Genomic DNA, 18364 nt, shown 5'->3' with positions numbered 1-18364 from the left:
TTATCCCTTGCAGGCGCGTTCGGTCTTGTCGCCTGCGTAGTATTCCTGAATGCTTTTCACGTTCAGGCCGCAGCGGCGCTGTTCCGCAATTGCCATGGCAATCGCGCGTGCACCGGAAACGGTGGTGGAATAGGGAACGCCGTAGAGCAGCGTGGCCTGGCGGATGGACTTGGAGTCCTCCACCGTGCGCTTGCCGGATGCGGTGTTCAGCAGCAGGGCTACTTCGCCGTTCTTGATGAAGTCCACGATGTTGGGACGACCCTCGTACACCTTGGCCACGCGGGTGGCGGGCACACCGTTCTCGATGAAAAGCTGCGAGGTGCCGGTGGTGGCGAGGATTTCAAAGCCCAGTTCGTGGAACTTGCGGGCCACGTCGAGGATGTGGGCCTTGTCGCGGTCGTTGACCGAGATGAAGACCTTGCCGAACTGGGGCAGACGCTGACCGCAGGCCAGCTGGCCCTTCATGAAGGCTTCCTCGAAGGTATCGGCAATGCCCATGACTTCGCCGGTGGAGCGCATTTCGGGTCCGAGCAGGATGTCCACGCCGGGGAAGCGGCTGAACGGGAACACGGATTCCTTCACCGAGATGTAGCCGGACTTGCGCATGGATGCAGGGTTCAGTTCCTTGATGGTCTTGCCCATCATTACCTGCGTGGCAAGGCGCGGCAGCGGCACGCCCGTGGCCTTGGAGACGAACGGGGCGGTACGCGATGCGCGGGGGTTCACTTCAAGAATGAAGATGGTGCCGTCTTTCACCGCGAACTGGATGTTCATCAGACCGATAACTTTCAGCTCCTTGGCAAGGGCGATGGTCTGGCGGGTGATCTCGTCCACGATGCTCTGGGGCAGCGAGTAGGGCGGCAGGGAGCAGGCGGAGTCGCCGGAATGGATGCCGGCTTCTTCAATGTGCTCCATGATGCCGGCCACGTATACGTCGGTGCCGTCGGCAAGGGCGTCTACGTCCACTTCGGTGGCGTTCTCGAGGAACTTGTCGAGCAGGATGGGGTGCTCCGGTGCGGAGGTGCCTACAACGTCGCGGAAGTAGGTGGCCAGCTGCTCGTCGTCATATACTATTTCCATGGCTCGTCCGCCCAGCACGTAGGAGGGGCGCACAACCAGCGGATAGGTGATGGTTTCTGCCACCTTGCGGGCCTCTTCCAGCGTCATGACGGTGGCGTTGGCGGGCTGGGTGAGCTTCAGCTTCTGAATGAGGGCCTGGAAGCGCTCGCGGTCTTCTGCGCGGTCGATGGAGTCGGGGTGGGTACCCAGAATCGGCACGCCGGAGCGCAGCAGCGGTACGGCAAGGTTCAGCGGGGTCTGGCCGCCGAACTGCACGATCACGCCGTCGGGCTTTTCGATTTCCACGATGTTCATGACGTCTTCGTAGGTCAGCGGCTCAAAGTAGAGGCGGTCGGAAGTGTCATAGTCCGTGGAGACGGTTTCGGGGTTGGAGTTGACCATGATGGACTGCACGCCCATGTCCTTCAGTGCGAAGGAGGCGTGACAGCAGCAGTAGTCGAACTCGATGCCCTGACCGATACGGTTGGGGCCGCCGCCGAGGATGATGACCTTCTTGCGGTCTTCCACGACGATTTCGTTGCCCGTTTCGTAGGTGGAGTAGTAATAGGGGGTGTATGCCTCGAACTCGGATGCGCAGGTATCAACGAGGTAGTAGGTGGGCTGAATGCCCATGTCCTTGCGCAGCTGGCGGATGGCCAGTTCCGGCTGCTTCCACATTTCCGCGAGCTGGCGGTCGGAGAAGCCGTATTCCTTGGCGCGGCGCATCAGGTCCACGAGATCCGGGTTGTCCGGAATGAGGGAGTTGGCAAGGCCGAAGTCGCGCAGCTCGTCTTCAACCGTCACGATGTCCCTGATCTGGTGCAGGAACCACGGGTCGATCTTGGTGATGTCGAAGATCTCTTCGTTGCTCATGCCCTGCAGCATGGCGTGGCGCACGTAGAACATGCGGCGGGAGTTGGGCGTGCGCAGCTTGCTGAGCACCTCTTCGCGGTCGGGCTGCTTGCCGCGGAAGTCGCGGCCAAGGCCGAATGCGCCGATTTCCAGCGAACGCAGGCCCTTCTGCAGCGATTCCTTGAAGGTGCGGCCGATGGACATGGCCTCGCCCACACTCTTCATGGCGGTGTTCAGTTCGTCCTTGGAGCCGGGGAACTTCTCAAAGGTGAAGCGGGGCAGCTTGGTGACCACGTAGTCGATGGTCGGCTCGAAGGAGGCCATGGTCTCGCGGGTGATGTCGTTGGGAATTTCGTCCAGCGTGTAACCCACGGCGAGCTTGGCGGCGATCTTGGCGATAGGGAAGCCCGTTGCCTTGGAGGCGAGAGCGGAAGAACGGCTGACGCGGGGGTTCATTTCAATGACCACGAGGTCGCCGTTTTCGGGGTTCACACCGAACTGCACGTTGGAGCCGCCGGTTTCCACGCCGATTTCGCGCATGATGGCGATGGAGGCATCGCGCATCTTCTGATATTCTAGATCGGTCAGGGTCTGCGAGGGGGCAACGGTGATGGAGTCGCCGGTGTGCACGCCCATGGGATCAAAGTTTTCAATGGAGCAGATGATGACGCAGTTGTCTGCCTTGTCGCGCATGACTTCCATTTCGTATTCCTTCCAGCCCAGAACGGATTGTTCCAGAAGGACTTCGGAAGAGATGGAAGCGGCAAGACCCTGCGAGGCGATGTGCTCAAGGTCTTCCATGTTGTAGGCAATACCGCCACCCTTGCCGCCGAGAGTGAATGCGGGACGGATGATGATGGGGAAGGCCATCTCTTCGCCGATGCGGCGAACATCGTCCATGGAGCGGGCAATGGCGGACTGGGGCACCTTGAGGCCGATGTTTTCCATGGCCTGACGGAACAGTTCGCGGCTTTCCGCCTTTTCGATGACCGATTCCGTGGCGCCGATGAGCTCAACGCCGCACTCTTCCAGTACACCCATCTTGGCCACTGCAAGCGCGGTGTTCAGGCCGGTCTGGCCGCCCAGTGTGGGCAGTACGGCGCAGGGGCGTTCCTTGCGGATGATGGCGGCTACGGTTTCCGGTTCGATGGGCTCGATGTAGGTGCGGTCTGCAAGCTCGGGGTCGGTCATGATACTTGCGGGGTTGGAGTTCACCAACACCACTTCGTATCCTTCTTCCTTCAGGGCCTTGATGGCCTGCGTGCCGGAGTAGTCGAATTCACAGGCCTGTCCGATGACGATGGGGCCGGAACCGATGACCATGATGCGCTTTAAGTCAGTCCTCTTTGGCATGTCTCAATGATTCCCTGTGTGACCTTTGTCTGGTCCCTGGTTAGGATCTGTTGGTGGGTCTGTCTGCCAGTGCCGCCGCAACGGGGAAACGGTGCGAACGGCCGTGTTTCCTCTTAGGGAAGATGGGGCACGCCCTTCACTATGGGGGGATGGCGCTGGCTGGATAGCGCCCCCGCCTAAAACCCCCACTCCCTACACTATGAGGTGGCACTTTAGCAAGGGTGTAAAGCGGCCTTGCCAGCACGGAATCAGCGTGCGATAGGTTCTTTTCTGTAAGTCTCTGGAGCCTCGTGGAAAATTTTTATGGATACATAGCACAATCGGTGGAGCGGATGAAAGTATGAATCCAACGCTGACATTGCTTTTTCCGTGGGTGGCGGGCGTTTTCGGGTTGCTGCTGGGTAGCCTGTATACGATCTGCGTGCATCGTTATCTCTCCGGGGCACCCCTTCTGCCGTTGCGCCCTGTCTGCCCCCAGTGCACGGTTCCGCTACGCTGGTATGACACCATACCCCTTCTCGGATACGCGCTTCTGCGCGGCCGCTGCCGCACCTGCCGCAGACCCATCGGCATCCGTTATCCCCTGCTGGAGCTGGCATCCTGCCTGTGGGCGGCCTTTGCGGCCATGGAATACGGCCCATCCCCCCAGTGGGTGGTGCTCATGGCGGAAGGCGGCATCCTGATCGTGGCCTCGTCCATTGACGTGGAGCGCTATCTTTTACCCGACATTCTCACCCTGCCCGGGGCGGGCATAGCCATTGCCGTTTCCATGCTGGTCATGGGCATGTCTCCCCTGCAGGTGCTGGGCGGCAGCATGGCGGGTGCCGGTCTGTTCTGGTTGCTGCAGCGGGCGTACCGCATGGTGAGCGGCATGCAGGGCATAGGCACGGGCGATGTGAAGCTCATGCTCATGCTGGGCGCCATGTGCGGGCTTGAGGGCCTGCCTGTGCTCATCACCGTGGCAGGTGTGGCTGCGCTGCTGGTGCATGCACTTGTTTCCCTGCTTGGGCGCAGGTATGCCGTGCATGCCATGATTCCCTTCGGGCCTTTTCTTTCCTTCGGCGGAATGGTGCAGGTGCTGTGGGGAGGACAGATAACGCGTATGCTCTCGTAGTGCGCAGCGGGTGGGGCATGGAGTTCGTGTGTGTGCTTCTGCATGATAATCCGCATGAAATGCTTGCCCTTACGCGCTGTGCTTGGTAGTGCCCGTACATTGAAAGAGTCTCGTGACCCCTGCGTCACAGGATTAGTCATAAGCCTATCAAGAGGAGGATGTGTATGCTCGCGATCCTGAAGTACAAGGCGGGCAATCAGACCAGCGTTCGTCGCGCCCTTGATCACCTCGGCATTCCGAATACGATCACTGCGGACCCTGACGAAATAATGGCCGCACAGGGAATCATCTTCCCCGGAGTAGGCGCTGCCGGTCAGGCCATGGACGAACTTGTGGCTACCGGACTCGATCAGGTGCTCAAGCGCGCCGTGGAAGCGGGCAAGCCGCTGCTCGGCATCTGCGTGGGCTGCCAGATCATGCTGGACTATAGCCAGGAAAACGACACCAAGGCACTGGGCATCATTCCCGGCCAGTGCAATCTCTTCAACCCTGCGTGGGAGGAAGAGGACGGCACCCCCATCCGCGTTCCGCACATGGGCTGGAACAAGGTGACCCCGCGCAAGAGCTGCGAACTGATGCGGGGCATAGACACCGACGCGGAATTCTATTTCGTGCACAGCTATTATCCCGAACCCAAGCCGGACTACGTGCTCGCCACAACCCAGTACGGCTGTGAAATCTGCGCCATTCACGGCGGCCCCGGCCTGTGGGCCGTGCAGTTCCACCCTGAAAAGAGCGGCAGACCCGGATTGAAATTCCTGCAGAACTTCTACGCATACTGTCGGGAGGCCGAAAATGCTCAGTAAACGCATCATTCCCTGTCTCGACGTGCGTAACGGCATTCTCACCAAAGGCGTGAAGTTTCAGGGGAACGTGGATATCGGCGATCCCGTGCTCACCGCCAAGAAGTATTACGAGGAAGGCGCGGACGAGATCGTCTTCTACGACATCACCGCCTCGCACGAAGGCCGCGGCATCTTCCTTGATGTTGTGGAAAAGGTGGCCTCCACCATCTTCATTCCCTTCTCCGTGGGCGGCGGCATCAATTGCGTGGATGACATGCGCGATGCCCTGAACGCCGGTGCCGAAAAGATTTCCGTGAACTCCGGCGCGGTGAAGAATCCCGACATCATCAGTGAAGGTGCTGTCCGTTTCGGCTCGCAGGCCATCGTGCTGGGCATGGACGTGAAGCAGGTGGAGAAGACCGAAGACATTCCCTCCGGCTATGAGATCGTCATCCACGGCGGCCGCAAGCACATGGGCATGGACGCCATCGAGTGGGCCAAGACCGCTGAAGCCCTCGGTGCCGGTGAAATCTGCGTGAACTCCATTGACGCCGACGGCACCAAGGACGGTTATGAACTGACCCTGACCCGCATGATTGCCGAAGCCGTGTCCATTCCCGTCATCGCCTCAGGCGGTGCGGGCAACCCCAAGCATATGCATGATGCGCTGACCAAGGGCAAGGCCACCGCCGCGCTCATCGCCTCCATCGTGCATTACGGGGAATACACCATTCCGGATCTCAAGCGGCAGATCAACGCCATGGGCGCGAAAATGCGCATGGTCTGGTAAAAAGCCGACAATAGATACATAAAGAAGCCGCCCGAAAGGGCGGCTTCTTGTTTGGGCTATCGTAGAAAGTCCTCGAGTATTTTAATGAATTCGTCAAAGTATAGTTTGTATTCCTCCCTATTCTTGTCGGATAAACTTATATATTCTTGAAATAATTCCGATGAGTTTTTGTTATTGGTATCGATTAGTTGCGTTTCTTTCTCAAAACGATAGCTTAAGTCTGCAAGAAGCTGAATGCTTCTTGTGAGTCCAGTCCATTGAGCTAGGCACTCTGGTGATATTTGGGCGGCAATTGTGGTTAGGGCGGTGAAGGTGTGGTATGACTCTGAACATGCCGTTAGAGTATATTTCATATCTAAGCCATTTAATTTTGTGTTTGATAAATATTTCTTGAATTCTGAAACTTTCTCGTGAGAAATTGTATTGTCACAAAAATATATATTTTTACTCCAATAATATATCCCAGAGTCTTTAGTATCCAATATAAAATTAACTGGTTTTATTAGAATTCTTTTTAAACGATTGACTTTGCTTGATTCATATAGATAAACAACAAAGTAATAAAAGATTATGCTTGTGAGTATCGAGGTTGATATAGAGTGTAGCGTAGAGTTTGTATGGTTCAAAATATGACTTAATAAATGATTGCTGAGAGATGGGTGTATGTATGTATCGTCAGATGTTGCTATTGTTGCTAATAGGCATATTGATAACGTTGAGATAATGAACCAACGTTTCAATGTTCCGTCGTGGTTGAGAACGCAAGAGGTTGGAGCTTTCGTCATGTTATTGGGCACCATTGAGTATAGGGTGTAGGTTGTGCTGTAGCTTGTTAATTGTCTGAATATTCGCGGAGTTTATATGTGTCAATCTTTGTCGAGGGGGGCATGACTTTGCGGTTGTCTTGCATGTAGAGAACACCGCTTGTGCCGGCTTAAGTGTATTGTCTCTTGGTTAGAGGTTCGATCATGACGACGTCTTTGTTAGTTCCTTCGCCTCCATCGTGCATTATGGGGAATACACCATTCCGGACCTGAAGCGGCAGATCAACGCCATGGGCGCGAAAATGCGCATGGTCTGGTAGTGTCGTCGCAATCGCAAGAATAATGAAAGCCGCCCGAAAGGGCGGCTTTTTTATTTGGGCAGCAGCGAACCGGCGCTAGGGCATGAGCGCTATGGCGCGGGTGTTAAGATACCGTGCTGCATCACTCATCTGGATATGGGGAATGCCGGGCTGAACGGTCTGCAGGAATTGCTTGGCCTGCTGCAGAACAGCGGCATTTTCCTGATGTTCGATCTGATAGGCTTGCAGTTTCTGCGCGGCGGCTTCGTATATTCCCTTTGCCGTCGGGCTCAGCAGGAACTTGGTGATGGAGCCGCCGGCCTGTGCGTAGGCATCTTCAAGCTGCTGGCAGTAGGGCGTTTTGCTTCTGTCGGAATGCAGGTTTTCGGAACGGGGATAGGGGGTGTAGCCGTGCTCGTTCCATGCTTTGCTGTTCAGAGCCAGCCGTTCAATGGCCTTGCCGTAGGCCGGGTCTGTCTGGCCGTATACGGTGCGGGACACCTGGGTCAGGTCCATCATGCCGCTGCACTGGGCGCAGGGTTCCAGCGAGGTGTAAATGGTGTAGCCGGAAAGATAGTTTTTTTGCGTTGTGCTGAGATAGCCAACCATCAGCCGCACCTCGCCGTGCTGAGTGCCGTTTTTTAGTCGGGCGTTGCAGTTGCGTGCCCAGCGAACGATGTTGCCTTGATCGTCAACAAGGATGGAGCCGATATTATGTCCCCGTTTGTCGGGGGTGCCGTCTGCCTGCCAGTCGTTCAGCACAACGGAATAGGCGGTGAGCATGTATATCTCGTCTTTTTCATCCGCAGCCGACTGGGCGAACACCTGTGGAATGAACATGGCGCCCAGCAGCAAACAAGCTATAACCATCGTAATTACTCGTGTGACAAACCGTACTTGCATGCACTTCATCTTGTATCTCCTTTGTCTGTTTTTCCGCCTCCGCCATGGTGTTGAGCTATCCGGCCATCGGAAACCAGCCATGCCGCTGCGGTGTATTGCAGGATGATTAGTGCATTCTATATAGCTCTATGGAATTATATTCTGTGCAGGCACGGAACCGCCTAGGTGGGGTTTGGTGCAGCTTTTCCATCCCCTTGCCGAGCCCTCTGTCGGGTGATAGGACACTGCCCTTCATCATTCGTAACGCAAGGGGCGAATATGCTTGAATATGACCTTACGCACTGGCTGTCTTTCTTCACGGCGGCCTTTCTGCTGAACATCGCTCCGGGGCCGGATTTCGCGTTTATTTTGAGCCATACGGTCAAGGGAGGCAGGCGGGCCGGAACCGCTGCCATGCTGGGCATCTGGACCGGTGCCTTCGGGCATGTGTTGCTGGCTGCGCTGGGCCTTTCCGCCATTATTGCCGCCTCGGCAGCCGTGTTTGCCGTGGTGAAGTGGGTAGGCGTGGGCTATCTGTTATGGTTGGGCTGGCAAGCCTTGCGTTCACAGGGCGATGCGTTGGATATCGGCGACATTCAGGAACAGGTCGGATTGTTTTCCGTCTTCCGTCAGGGAGCTTTGGTAGACCTGCTCAATCCCAAGGTGGCGACCTTCTTTCTTGCCTTTCTGCCCCAGTTCGTGGAGCCGGAGGCGGGGCCGGCGTGGGTGCAGTTGATGCTGCATGGCGTGCTCGTCATTGTGGTGGCCGCATTTGTGGAACCGCCGCTTGTTTTTGTCGGCGATCGTCTTACCGGACGCCTGCGTGAAAGCCGCCGCTTGCGCGTCTGGTTGGATCGTACCCTTGGCGGTGTGCTTGTGGGGCTGGGGGTGAAACTGGCGGTCTCCGAGCGGTAGCCGATGACTTTGCCGAAGATTGGCTGCGATATGTAACGGCTCTGCTGTACGGTTTGTATTGCAGTCAGCCTTTTCTGCGTTTGTCTCTGACGGGCATGGGCCATGTTGCCCGTGCACTTCGCCTAAAGACCCCCCCCTCCTCTGGAAGCTGTTCACAGGGGAGGGGGCTTTGTTGTTCTGTTGCGACTGGCGCTATGAGGATCAGAACATGGAGGCCGCATTGTGAAGGGAGTCATCACCCAGTTCCACGAAGAACTGGGGGGAACTGCACACCCGATTACGGCCTTGTTTTTTGGCAGAATAGAGCGCCTTGTCCGCAGCATCATACACGGTGCGGGGCGAGAGCATTCTGTCCGGCACCGTAGAGGCGACGCCTATGGAAATCGTCACATAGTCGGCTGTGCCGGAAGCGCCATGGGGCAGGTCCTTGGTGGAGACGGCAAGCAGCAGTTTTCTGGCCACGAACTCGGCACCGGGGGTGTCTGTTCCGGGCAGCAGAATGGCAAATTCCTCTCCGCCTATGCGGGCCAGCTTGTCCACATCCCGCTGGACGATCTCGGAAAGGGTGAGCGATATGCGTCGCAGGCAGTCGTCACCAGCGCCGTGTCCGTAGGTATCGTTGTATGCCTTGAAGTGGTCGATATCGAGCAGCAGCAGGGAAAGGGGGGTGCGGTTGCGCAGGCTGCGCGCCCATTCCTCATTATAGACCTCTTCAAAGTGTCGCCTGTTGCTGAGACCGGTCAGGCCGTCCGTGACGGAAAGATAGAGGAGCTGTTCGTTGGTTTCTTCAAGCTGCTGCTGCAACTCTTCCAGTTCCACAAGTTTCCTGTCCAGTTCCCGTCTCTTCGCTTCCAGCTCTTCCTTGTGGCGGAACAGCTCGAGAAACACCCCTACCTTGCTTTTGAACACGAGCGGCTCAAGGGGCTTGAAAAGATAGTCCACGGCACCGGATTCGTAGCCCTTGAAGATGTGGGTTTCGCGCTTGTAGGCGGCGGTAACGAAGATGATGGGCACATGTCGCGTCTTTCTGTTGCCGCGCATGAGTTCGGCAACTTCGTAGCCGTCCATGTCCGGCATCTGCACGTCCAGCAGCACAAGGGCGAAATCGTGGTCCAGCGTCTGCGCAAGGGCGTCCGCACCGGAATTGGCTTCGACGAGTTCCACGTCAAGGTCGGCCAGCAGGCCACCCAGCGCCAGCAGGTTGGCGGGTTTGTCGTCCACGATGAGTATTTTGGGCTTTCTCATAATGCACCCTCCAGGGCGTTGAGCTGCCTTGCAATGTCTTTCAGGGTCAAAATATGGTCTGCCTGTGTGGCTTCCAGCGCAGCGCGGGGCATGGCATTAGCCTGAGCGGTTTCAGGTGCCTGCACGATGGTGAGGCCGCCGAGTTGCTTGATGCGGGCCAGTCCCGCTGCACCATCGTGGTTCGCACCGGTCAGGATGATCCCGATGAGGCCGTCTCCGTAAGCTTCTGCCGCAGTTTCAAACAGCACGTCCACGGAGGGGCGGGAAAAGTTGACGCGGCGTTCTACGGAAAGAGAGATGCTGCGGTCAAGCTCAACCATCATGTGATAGTCGGGCGGGGCAAAATATATGGTGCGGGCCATGATGTCTTCTTTATCGTCCGCCTCTTTCACAGGCAGTGGGCAGCGGGTGGCAAAATGCTGCGGCAGATAGCTTTCGGCATCCGGGCTGATGTGCTGCACGATGAGTACGGGCAGGGAGAACGAGGCATGGAGCGCCGAAAGGATGGTCTCCAGGGCGGTAAGGCCTCCGGCAGATACGCCGATGACAACGGCTTCGTATTTCTTCGGGTGTGGGGACATGGTTCTCCGTCCGGCTACATCCGTTTTTTACGGTATATCTTTTCCCTGTCCGCGATGACCTCGAACTTGTCCGCAATCTCAGAGAACATGAGTGTCTCCTTGGAGCCAAGGCACAGGAAACCGCCGGGGCAGAGACTGTCGTAGAAGAGTTTGAGTACCTTGTTCTGGAGTTCTCTGTTGAAATAAATGAGGACGTTGCGACAGAATATGACGTTCATCTCGCCGAACACGCCGTCTGTAACCAGATTGTGGGAAGAAAAAAGCACCTGTTCGCGCAGGGAGCGCTTCATGACCACGCTGGCATAGTCCGCAGTGTAGTAATCGGAAAAGGACTGGGTGCCGCCCGCTTTCTGGTAGTTCGTCGTGTATTCGCGGATGAGATCTACAGGGTAAATGCCGTCCTTGGCTTTTTGCAGAACGATTTCGTTGAAGTCCGTCGCATAGATCTGCACGCGTTCGCGCATGCCTTCCTCTTCCAGCAGAATGGCCATGGAATAGACTTCCTGCCCTGCGGAGCATCCGGCATGCCATACCTTGATGAAGGGGTAGGTGCACAGGTGCGGCACCACGGCTTCGCGCACTTTCTTATAGAACCACGGGTCGCGGAACATTTCCGTCACGTTGATGGAAAGGTCGAGCAGCACCGTATCGAAGAATTCCTCGTCGTGGATGAGGCGGTGCATCATCTGGGAATAGTCGCCCAGCCCTTCCATCGCACGCCTGTGTTCCAGCCGCCGCTTGGTGTGGGCGCAGGCGTAATTCCTGAAGTCGTACCCGTATTTACGGTACACGGCTTCCAGCAGCAGCTGTATTTCAAGCCGTTCGTTGTCTATGTGTTCCGGCATGCTCATATCAATATAACCAGACTCTCAGCATGGAGAGCAACTTTTCCGTATCCACGGGCTTGGCGAGATAGTCGCTGGCACCGGCTTCAATGCACTTGCTGCGGTCCCCCTTCATGGCCTTGGCCGTGAGGGCGATGATGGGCATCTTGGCAAAGTTGCGCTGTTTGCGGATTTCGCGCATGGCCTCGTAGCCGTCCATTACTGGCATCATGATGTCCATGAGCACTGCGTTGGGGCGCAGGCCTTCCTTGAGCTTGTCCAGACATTCAATGCCGTTGCGGGCGATGACAACGTTCATCTGCTTTTCTTCCAGCAGGCTGGAAAGGGCAAAGACGTTGCGCATGTCGTCATCCACAAGAAGTACCGTCTTTTCGGCCAGCACGGCTTCCTTGTCGTGCGCCTGCTTGAGCATGCGGCGCTTTTCCTCCGGCAGGTTGGCTTCCACGCGATGCAGGAACAGAGCCGATTCGTCGAGCAGGCGTTCCGGCGACTTCACGCCCTTGATGATGATGGTTTCCGCATAGCGGTTGAGCTGCTTTTCCTCTTCGCGGGTCAGGTCGCGGCCGGTATAGATGATGATGGGCACGCGTACGGAGGTTTCGCTCTGCCGTACCTGCTCCAGAAGATCGAAGCCGGACATGTCCTCAAGGCCGAGGTCCAGAATCATGCAGTCGTAGCCGCCCTTTTCCAGTTCGCGGAAGGCTTCTGCCCCGGTGGAAACGGCAATGGTCTGCACGTCGCCGTTGCCGATGAGCTCCTGAATGCTGCGGCGCTGAATGGGGTCGTCTTCCACCAGCAGCAGTTTGCTCACCGGCTTGGAGATGACATGTTCCAGTTTGGCAAACGCTTCCTCGATCTTTTCCATGCTTACGGGTTTGGTCAGGTAGCCTATGGCCCCCATGCGCATGGCGTCCAGCGAGCTGTCTGCCGCGGACATGAAATGGACGGGAATGTGGCGCAGTTCGGGATTGTCCTTGAGCCGCTCCATGACGGTCCAACCGTCAATACCGGGCAGGCCGATATCAAGAATGATGGCGCTTGGCTTGTAGTAGTCCGCGTAGTGCAGGCCGGTTTCGCCATCGCCTGCCACAAGACATTTGAAGCCGCGTTCACGGGCGAAATCGCGCATGATGCGGGCAAATTCAAGGTTGTCCTCGATGATGAGCAGACTGCGGGAGGCCGGCGTTATGTCCTTGCGGTCGTCTTCCAGATAGCCGCTCTCGCAGGGAGGCACGGTCTTCTTGTCCGGTACGGGCAGGCCGGGGCCGCTGACTGTTTCCGGAGAGGGATTGCAGGCAAGGGGCTCGGAAGGGGTCTTTGCAGCGTCGGGCAGCACGTCATTCGTTTCGGGCAGAACTGCTGCTTCGGGCAGGTCCTCTGAGGCGGCTTTTGTGTAGCTCTCCGGCAGGATGACCGTGAAGGTGCTGCCTTTGCCTTCCTCACTGTGCAGGCTGATGGTGCCGCCGAGAAGTCTCACCAGCTCGCGGGAAATGGACAGGCCAAGGCCCGTACCGCCGTATTTGCGGCTGGTGCTGCCGTCTGCCTGCTGGAAAGCCTGGAAGATGGCTTCCTGCTTTTCCTTTGCGATGCCAATGCCCTCATCCTTGACGATGAAGGCGATGCCTCTCGAGCCCGAATCTCCATTCGTCGGGGCCGGGCGCATGATGTCGAGGGTTACGGCCCCCTTGTGCGTGAACTTGAAGGCGTTGGTCAGCAGGTTGCGCAGAACTTGCTGCAGGCGCTGCGAGTCCGTCGTGATGTCTTGCGGCACATTGCCGGATACGCTGATGCGGAAATCCAGCCCCTTGTCTTCCGCCACGTTGTTGAAGAGCCGTTTGAGGTCTGTCACAAGGGCGTCCACGGGGAAGGTTTCCACAAGCAGCTCCACTTTGCCCGCTTCGATCTTGGAAAGGTCCAGAATTTCGTTGATGAGCGTGAGCAGGTCGGAACCGGCGGAATTGATGGCCTTGGCGGAATCGATCTGGCGAACGTTGAGGTTGCCGTCCTTGTTGTTGGCCATGAGCTGGGACAGGATGAGAATACTGTTCAGCGGCGTGCGCAACTCGTGCGACATGTTGGCAAGAAATTCCGACTTGTACTTGCTGGCGATCTCCAGATCGCGTGCCTTCTGGCGTACCACTTCCTGCGCCTTGACCAGCTCTGCGTTCTTGGTGCGGATGGCGTCCTTCTGGTCCTGCAGGGCCTTGGTGCGTTCCTCAAGCTCTTCGTTGGTAACGCGCAGCTCTTCCTGCTGTGCCTGCAGTTCCGCCTCGGATTCCCTGAGTGCCTTGGTCTGTTCTTCCAGCTCCTCGTTGGTAACGCGCAGTTCTTCCTGCTGCGCCTGCAGTTCGGCTTCGGATTCCTGCAGGGCTCTGGTCTGGTCTTCCAGTTCAATGTTGGCTACGCGCAGCTCTTCCTGCTGCCGCTGGGCCTGTTCGAACAGTTCACGGATGACCTGTCTGGAGCGGGCGGCATTGAGCATGATGGCCACGTTGGGGATGTTCTGGTTCACGAACTGCCGTTGCAGGGGGGAGAGCGTTTGCAGGGAGCCGATAAGTATCACGCCCAGAAGCATTTCTTCAAATATGACCGGAACCGCCATGAAGTTGGTGGGTACGGTCTCGCCTGCGCCGAAATTGATTGCCGGGACAGGTGTATTCGCTTCGGGCCGCACATTGGAGAAGACGATGGTCTTCTGTTCCAGCGCGGCCTGTCCGACCATGCCTTCGCCGAGTGCGAAGCTGTTGAAGTTGCCGCCTCGGTCAGTGAAGGCGTAGCTGGAGCGAAGCTTGAGCTCATTGTCTTCCAGCAGGTAGATGGCCCCAAGCTGTGCCCCCAGATGCTTGGTCAGGTAGCTGATGGCACGGCGGGCAAGATCGTCCGTTTCGTGCTCTCCGCGCATTTCATCGTCCAGCCCTTCCTTGCCGGATTGCAGCCAGTCCATGTTGCGCAGGTCTTGGGCCATGGTGTTGAGCGCATTGGCCAGTTCGCCCAGCTCGTCCTTCTGGTCCAGCGCGAGGGAGGAGTGCAGATCCCCTTCTGAAATGGCCTTAGCGAAATGCACGCCTTCAATGATGGGGCGGGTGAGGGTGCGGGAAAAAATGATGGAGCCGATGCTGATGAACAGGGCCAATCCGGCCGCGATGCTGCCGATGGCCCAGTAGATGGCCCGTACGGGAGCGGTGACTTCATATTCATCGATCTTGGAGATGAGATACCAGTCAAGACCAGCCACCGAGAGTTTGTTGTAGGCCACCTGTACGGGGTTGCCGGCGCTGTCGGTGTACGTTCCCTGACCGCCTGTCTCTCCGGCCTTGCGCGCCGAGTGCCAGTACTGGAGCGGCGTGGAGAGTGAATACCCGACCACGTAGCGTCCGTCGCCCATGGTTTTCAGGTTGCTGCGCAGTTCGTATTCGCTGGTCTGGGCATTGATGCCCAGCAGGTAGGATTCTCCGGTGCTGCCCATGCCCTTTCGGGAGTCGACGATACGGGTGATGAGTTCGGGAGAAAGCTGCAGTGCCAGAACCCCGATGATCTCGCCCGCATCATTCCTGACGGGCTGGGCGATGAAGGCTGCCTCGGCTCCCCGGCGCGGGCCGTAAGGAGCGAAGTCCGTGATGACCGTGTCATTGGAGGCCAGTGCTGCGCGCCATGCGTCGGCGAGCCCTGTTTTCTTGTGGGATCCGACACTGAGACTGTCGCCCGATTCCAGTTCACCGGTCAGTGAGAGTAGTACGTGGCCGTGATTGGCGTCTATGAGGTACAGGTTCTGGTAGCCGTAAGCGGCAATGTGGCTTTCGAGCCCCTTGAGGTAGGGGGCAACCAGCGCCCTGTGGGCCTTTTCGCGTGCAGCCGTTTCCATTTCCTCTGTCCGCTTGTCGGTGTCAAAGGCATTGAGCAGGCTCTGCAGGTCGCGGATACGGATGGAGTCGGCCATCACCTGCGTATCGGCAAAGCGTTCGTGGAAAAAGTCTTCTATCTGGGCTTTGCGGACGGACTGAACCGTTTCGAGCTGGTCAAAGGACTTCTGTAAAAGGGAGTCTTTAGTCAGCTTGGTGCCGAATGCACCAACGATGATAAGCGGGACAAGACCGGTCGCGACAAAAAGAAAGACCAGCTTGGGCCTTATGCGGATATCGGCAAGAAAGTGAAACATGGTGGCTCCAGCGATAAGGGCGGCGTTAACATGCCCGTAATGCGGCAGAACATGTCTGCGTGCGCGTGCCGGACAAGGCCCCCCCTTCCGGTTCGCGGCGTTGACCGCTCATACTATACTTGCAGAGCCGTAGCAACATCATTTACCCACGGGGGTATGCTCGGTAAACCATTTGGCTTGAAGGGCTGAGAGAGACGTACCTCCTTTGCGGCTTGAGGGAGGCACGGAATGAGGACTGTTGAAAGCACAAAAAGTCCCCGCAGGTAATCCTGCGGGGACTTTCATTTCTATTAGGCGGTCGGTCCTGCTTCAGCTCTACTTCATCAGTGCGGCAACGTGGTCGGCACCGGCCTGCAGTGCGTCCGCGTTCTTGGGGATGAGGTGGCTGTAGTGGACGCTGATGACGGAGGTGAGAGACTTCTTCACCACGTCCAGCGGCACCACGCCCGTAGCCTGTACGTAGCCGCCAAGGGCGACCATGTTGGCCATGCGGGTGTTGCCGAGCTTGTCCGCGATTTCATTGGCGGGCACGGCAAAGGTCTTCACGCGGGGGTCTGCCTGCGCTGCATCAACCAGCGAAGAGTTGATGATCTGCACGCCGCCGTCCTGCATGCGGGGCTGGAACTTGTCCATGGAGGGCTGGTTCATCACGATCAGCGACTTGGGGCGCTGGATGATGGGGGAACCGATGTCCTCGGAGGAGATAACCACGGTGCAGTTGGCAGTGCCGCCGCGCATTTCCGGGCCGTAAACGGGGATGTAGGTCACTTCGAGACCGGCTTCCATGCCTGCATAGGCCAGCAGGTTGCCGATCAGCATGACACCCTGTCCGCCGAAACCGGCGATGATGACGTCCTGATAGAGGCTCATTATTTGTCCTCCTTGCTCTCGGAGCATTCGCAGCCGCCTTCGGCGGTTACATCCTTGTACACGCCCAGCGGGAAGTAGGGGATCATTTCTTCGGTAATGCGCTTGTTTGCGGCAACGGCATCCATGCGCCAGTTGGTGGGACAGCCGGAGAGCAGTTCCACGAAGCCGAAGCCGATACCCTGCTGCTGCACTTCAAATGCCTTGCGGATGGCCTTCTTGGCGCGGCGGATGTTCTTCACGCTGTCCAGAGAGGCGCGTTCGCAGTATGCGGTGCCGCCAAGGCCGCCGATGATCTCGCTCATGCGGATGGGGGAGCCTTCGCGGTCGGCGCAACGGCCACCGGGGCAGGTGGTGGTCTTCTGGCCGATGAGCGTGGTGGGGGCCATCTGGCCGCCGGTCATGCCGTATACGGTGTTGTTCACGAAGACCACGGAGATGCGTTCGCCGCGGTTGGCGGCGTGGATGATCTCGGCCATGCCGATGGAGGCAAGGTCGCCGTCACCCTGATAGGTGAACACGAACTTGTCCTTGCGGGCACGCTTGAGGCCGGTGGCCACTGCGGGCGCACGACCGTGGGGCGCTTCCACGGCGTCCACGTTCAGGTAGTTGTAGATGAACACGGAGCAGCCGATGGAGCCCACGCACAGGGTGTCGTCCACAAGGCCCATTTCGGTGAGCACTTCGCCCACAAGGCGGTGCGCTATGCCGTGGTGACAGCCGGGGCAGTAGTGCGTCGGCCTGTCGATCATGATTTCGGGAGCTTCGAATACGATTTGTTCTGCTGACATGGCTTACCTCCCCAGACGCGCCAGAATGGGCTCTACGAAGTCGTCGGAACCGGGCAGGTTACCCGGCATGTGGCCGTGGAAGTCGGAATCGCCGTACTTGCGGACGGAGAGGCGAACGTCTTCCACCATCTGGCCGCAGTTGTGCTCGATGGTCAGGAACTTCTTGCCCTGCTTGGCAAGGTCTTCCAGCACGTTGGCGGGGAAGGGGTACAGGGTGAGGGGGCGAACCAGACCCACCTTGTGGCCTTCCGCGCGCAGTCTGCGGATGGAGGACTTCACTATGCGGCCGATGGAGCCGAAGGCAACGACAACCAGTTCGGCATCGTCACAGGCGAATACGTCGGCGCGGGCTTCGGCCTGCAGCGCGGCATACTTTTCCTGCAGGTGGATGTTCTGGCTGGCCAGAGCGCCGTCTTCAAGGAACAGGGACTTCAGAAGGCGCTTGTCGCGGCCCTTGGCACCGGAGAGGCACCAGTCTTCAGCTCCGTAGTTGTTGATCTTTTCGGGAACCCAGGGGGTAACCGGTTCCTTCATCTGGCCCACGATGGCATCGCCGAGCACCAGAACGGGGTTGCGGTACTTGAAGGCGAGGTCAAAGGCTTCGATCATCATGTCGTAGCCTTCCTGGCAGGTGCCGGGAGCCAGCACGATGGTGCGGTAGTCGCCGTGGCCGCCGCCGCGGGTGGACTGGAAGTAGTCGCCCTGCGAGGAGCCGATGTCGCCGAGGCCGGGGCCGCCGCGGTTGATGTTCACGATAACCGCGGGCAGTTCAGAGCCTGCGAGGTAGGAAATGGCTTCCTGCATCAGCGAAACGCCCGGAGAGGAAGACGTGGTCATGGCGCGCGCGCCGCCGGCGGCAGCGCCGAGCAGCATGTTGGCGGAAGCCACTTCGGATTCGGCCTGCACGAATTCACCGCCTGCAGCGGGAAGCTCGGTGGACAGGAATTCGGGAATGTCGTTCTGGGGGGTAATGGGGTAACCGAAGTAGCACTTCAGTCCTGCGGCCATTGCGCCGCGGGAGATTGCCTCGTTCCCCTTGATGAAAATTCGCTTGTTGTCGGCCATG

At 58.0% G+C, this 18364-nt stretch carries 13 protein-coding genes; 4 read left to right on the top strand and 9 right to left on the bottom strand.

The window, feature by feature from the left end:
• Positions 1 to 3264 (bottom strand): carbamoyl-phosphate synthase large subunit, encoded by a 3264-nt coding sequence (gene carB, locus N1030_RS12340; RefSeq protein ID WP_265825777.1) that lies wholly within the window; start codon positions 3262 to 3264, stop codon positions 1 to 3.
• Between the two features lie 340 nt (positions 3265 to 3604).
• Between carB and N1030_RS12335 the strand changes: the two genes are divergently transcribed.
• The 3 genes from N1030_RS12335 to hisF all read left to right on the top strand — a co-directional run bounded on the left by N1030_RS12335 (position 3605) and on the right by hisF (position 5953).
• Positions 3605 to 4378: a prepilin peptidase gene (locus N1030_RS12335; protein WP_265825776.1), complete on the top strand. Its 774-nt coding sequence runs from the start codon at positions 3605 to 3607 to the stop codon at positions 4376 to 4378.
• Positions 4379 to 4542: 164 nt separating this feature from the next.
• On the top strand, positions 4543 to 5184 hold the full coding sequence (gene hisH, locus N1030_RS12330; RefSeq protein ID WP_265825775.1) for an imidazole glycerol phosphate synthase subunit HisH: 642 nt from the start codon (positions 4543 to 4545) through the stop codon (positions 5182 to 5184).
• Positions 5174 to 5953 carry an imidazole glycerol phosphate synthase subunit HisF gene (gene hisF, locus N1030_RS12325; protein WP_265825774.1) on the top strand — a complete coding sequence of 260 codons (780 nt, stop codon included), beginning with the start codon at positions 5174 to 5176 and terminating at the stop codon, positions 5951 to 5953. Before hisH ends, hisF begins: the two co-directional genes overlap by 11 nt.
• Before the next feature lie 1159 nt (positions 5954 to 7112).
• Here the strand turns inward: hisF and N1030_RS12320 are convergent.
• A complete protein-coding gene (locus tag N1030_RS12320) occupies positions 7113 to 7886 on the bottom strand; it encodes a nucleoside deaminase (RefSeq protein ID WP_265825773.1) in 774 nt (257 codons plus the stop codon).
• Between the two features lie 291 nt (positions 7887 to 8177).
• On the opposite strand from N1030_RS12320, the gene N1030_RS12315 reads away from it, so the two are divergent.
• On the top strand, positions 8178 to 8813 hold the full coding sequence (locus N1030_RS12315; protein WP_265825772.1) for a LysE family translocator: 636 nt from the start codon (positions 8178 to 8180) through the stop codon (positions 8811 to 8813).
• A 201-nt stretch (positions 8814 to 9014) separates the two neighbouring features.
• Here N1030_RS12315 and N1030_RS12310 read toward each other — a convergent pair whose 3' ends face one another.
• From N1030_RS12310 to N1030_RS12280, 7 genes are all read right to left on the bottom strand, one after another.
• Positions 9015 to 10058, bottom strand: coding sequence for a GGDEF domain-containing response regulator (locus N1030_RS12310; protein ID WP_265825771.1), 1044 nt, complete (start codon positions 10056 to 10058; stop codon positions 9015 to 9017).
• The gene (locus N1030_RS12305; RefSeq protein ID WP_265825770.1) at positions 10055 to 10639 is read right to left on the bottom strand and encodes a chemotaxis protein CheB; all 585 of its coding nucleotides are present in this window, start codon (positions 10637 to 10639) and stop codon (positions 10055 to 10057) included. The genes N1030_RS12310 and N1030_RS12305 overlap by 4 nt, the downstream gene beginning before the upstream one ends.
• Before the next feature lie 14 nt (positions 10640 to 10653).
• Positions 10654 to 11490: a CheR family methyltransferase gene (locus tag N1030_RS12300; protein ID WP_265825769.1), complete on the bottom strand. Its 837-nt coding sequence runs from the start codon at positions 11488 to 11490 to the stop codon at positions 10654 to 10656.
• 1 nt (position 11491) lies between these two features.
• Positions 11492 to 15640, bottom strand: a complete 4149-nt coding sequence (locus N1030_RS12295; protein WP_265825768.1) for a response regulator — start codon at positions 15638 to 15640, stop codon at positions 11492 to 11494.
• A gap of 315 nt (positions 15641 to 15955) precedes the next feature.
• Positions 15956 to 16510 carry a 2-oxoacid:acceptor oxidoreductase family protein gene (locus N1030_RS12290; RefSeq protein ID WP_265825767.1) on the bottom strand — a complete coding sequence of 185 codons (555 nt, stop codon included), beginning with the start codon at positions 16508 to 16510 and terminating at the stop codon, positions 15956 to 15958.
• On the bottom strand, positions 16510 to 17298 hold the full coding sequence (locus N1030_RS12285; protein WP_265825766.1) for a thiamine pyrophosphate-dependent enzyme: 789 nt from the start codon (positions 17296 to 17298) through the stop codon (positions 16510 to 16512). The genes N1030_RS12290 and N1030_RS12285 overlap by 1 nt, the downstream gene beginning before the upstream one ends.
• A gap of 3 nt (positions 17299 to 17301) precedes the next feature.
• Entirely contained in the window at positions 17302 to 18363 is a 1062-nt protein-coding gene (locus N1030_RS12280; protein ID WP_265825765.1) for a 3-methyl-2-oxobutanoate dehydrogenase subunit VorB, read from the bottom strand.
• Position 18364: the final 1 nt, after the last annotated feature.

The sequence above is a fragment of the Desulfovibrio mangrovi genome, assembly GCF_026230175.1.
Lineage (GTDB): Bacteria > Desulfobacterota > Desulfovibrionia > Desulfovibrionales > Desulfovibrionaceae > Halodesulfovibrio > Halodesulfovibrio mangrovi.
The sequence above is the reverse complement of the archived record's forward strand: the minus strand, read 5'-3'. Positions and strand labels throughout refer to the sequence as shown.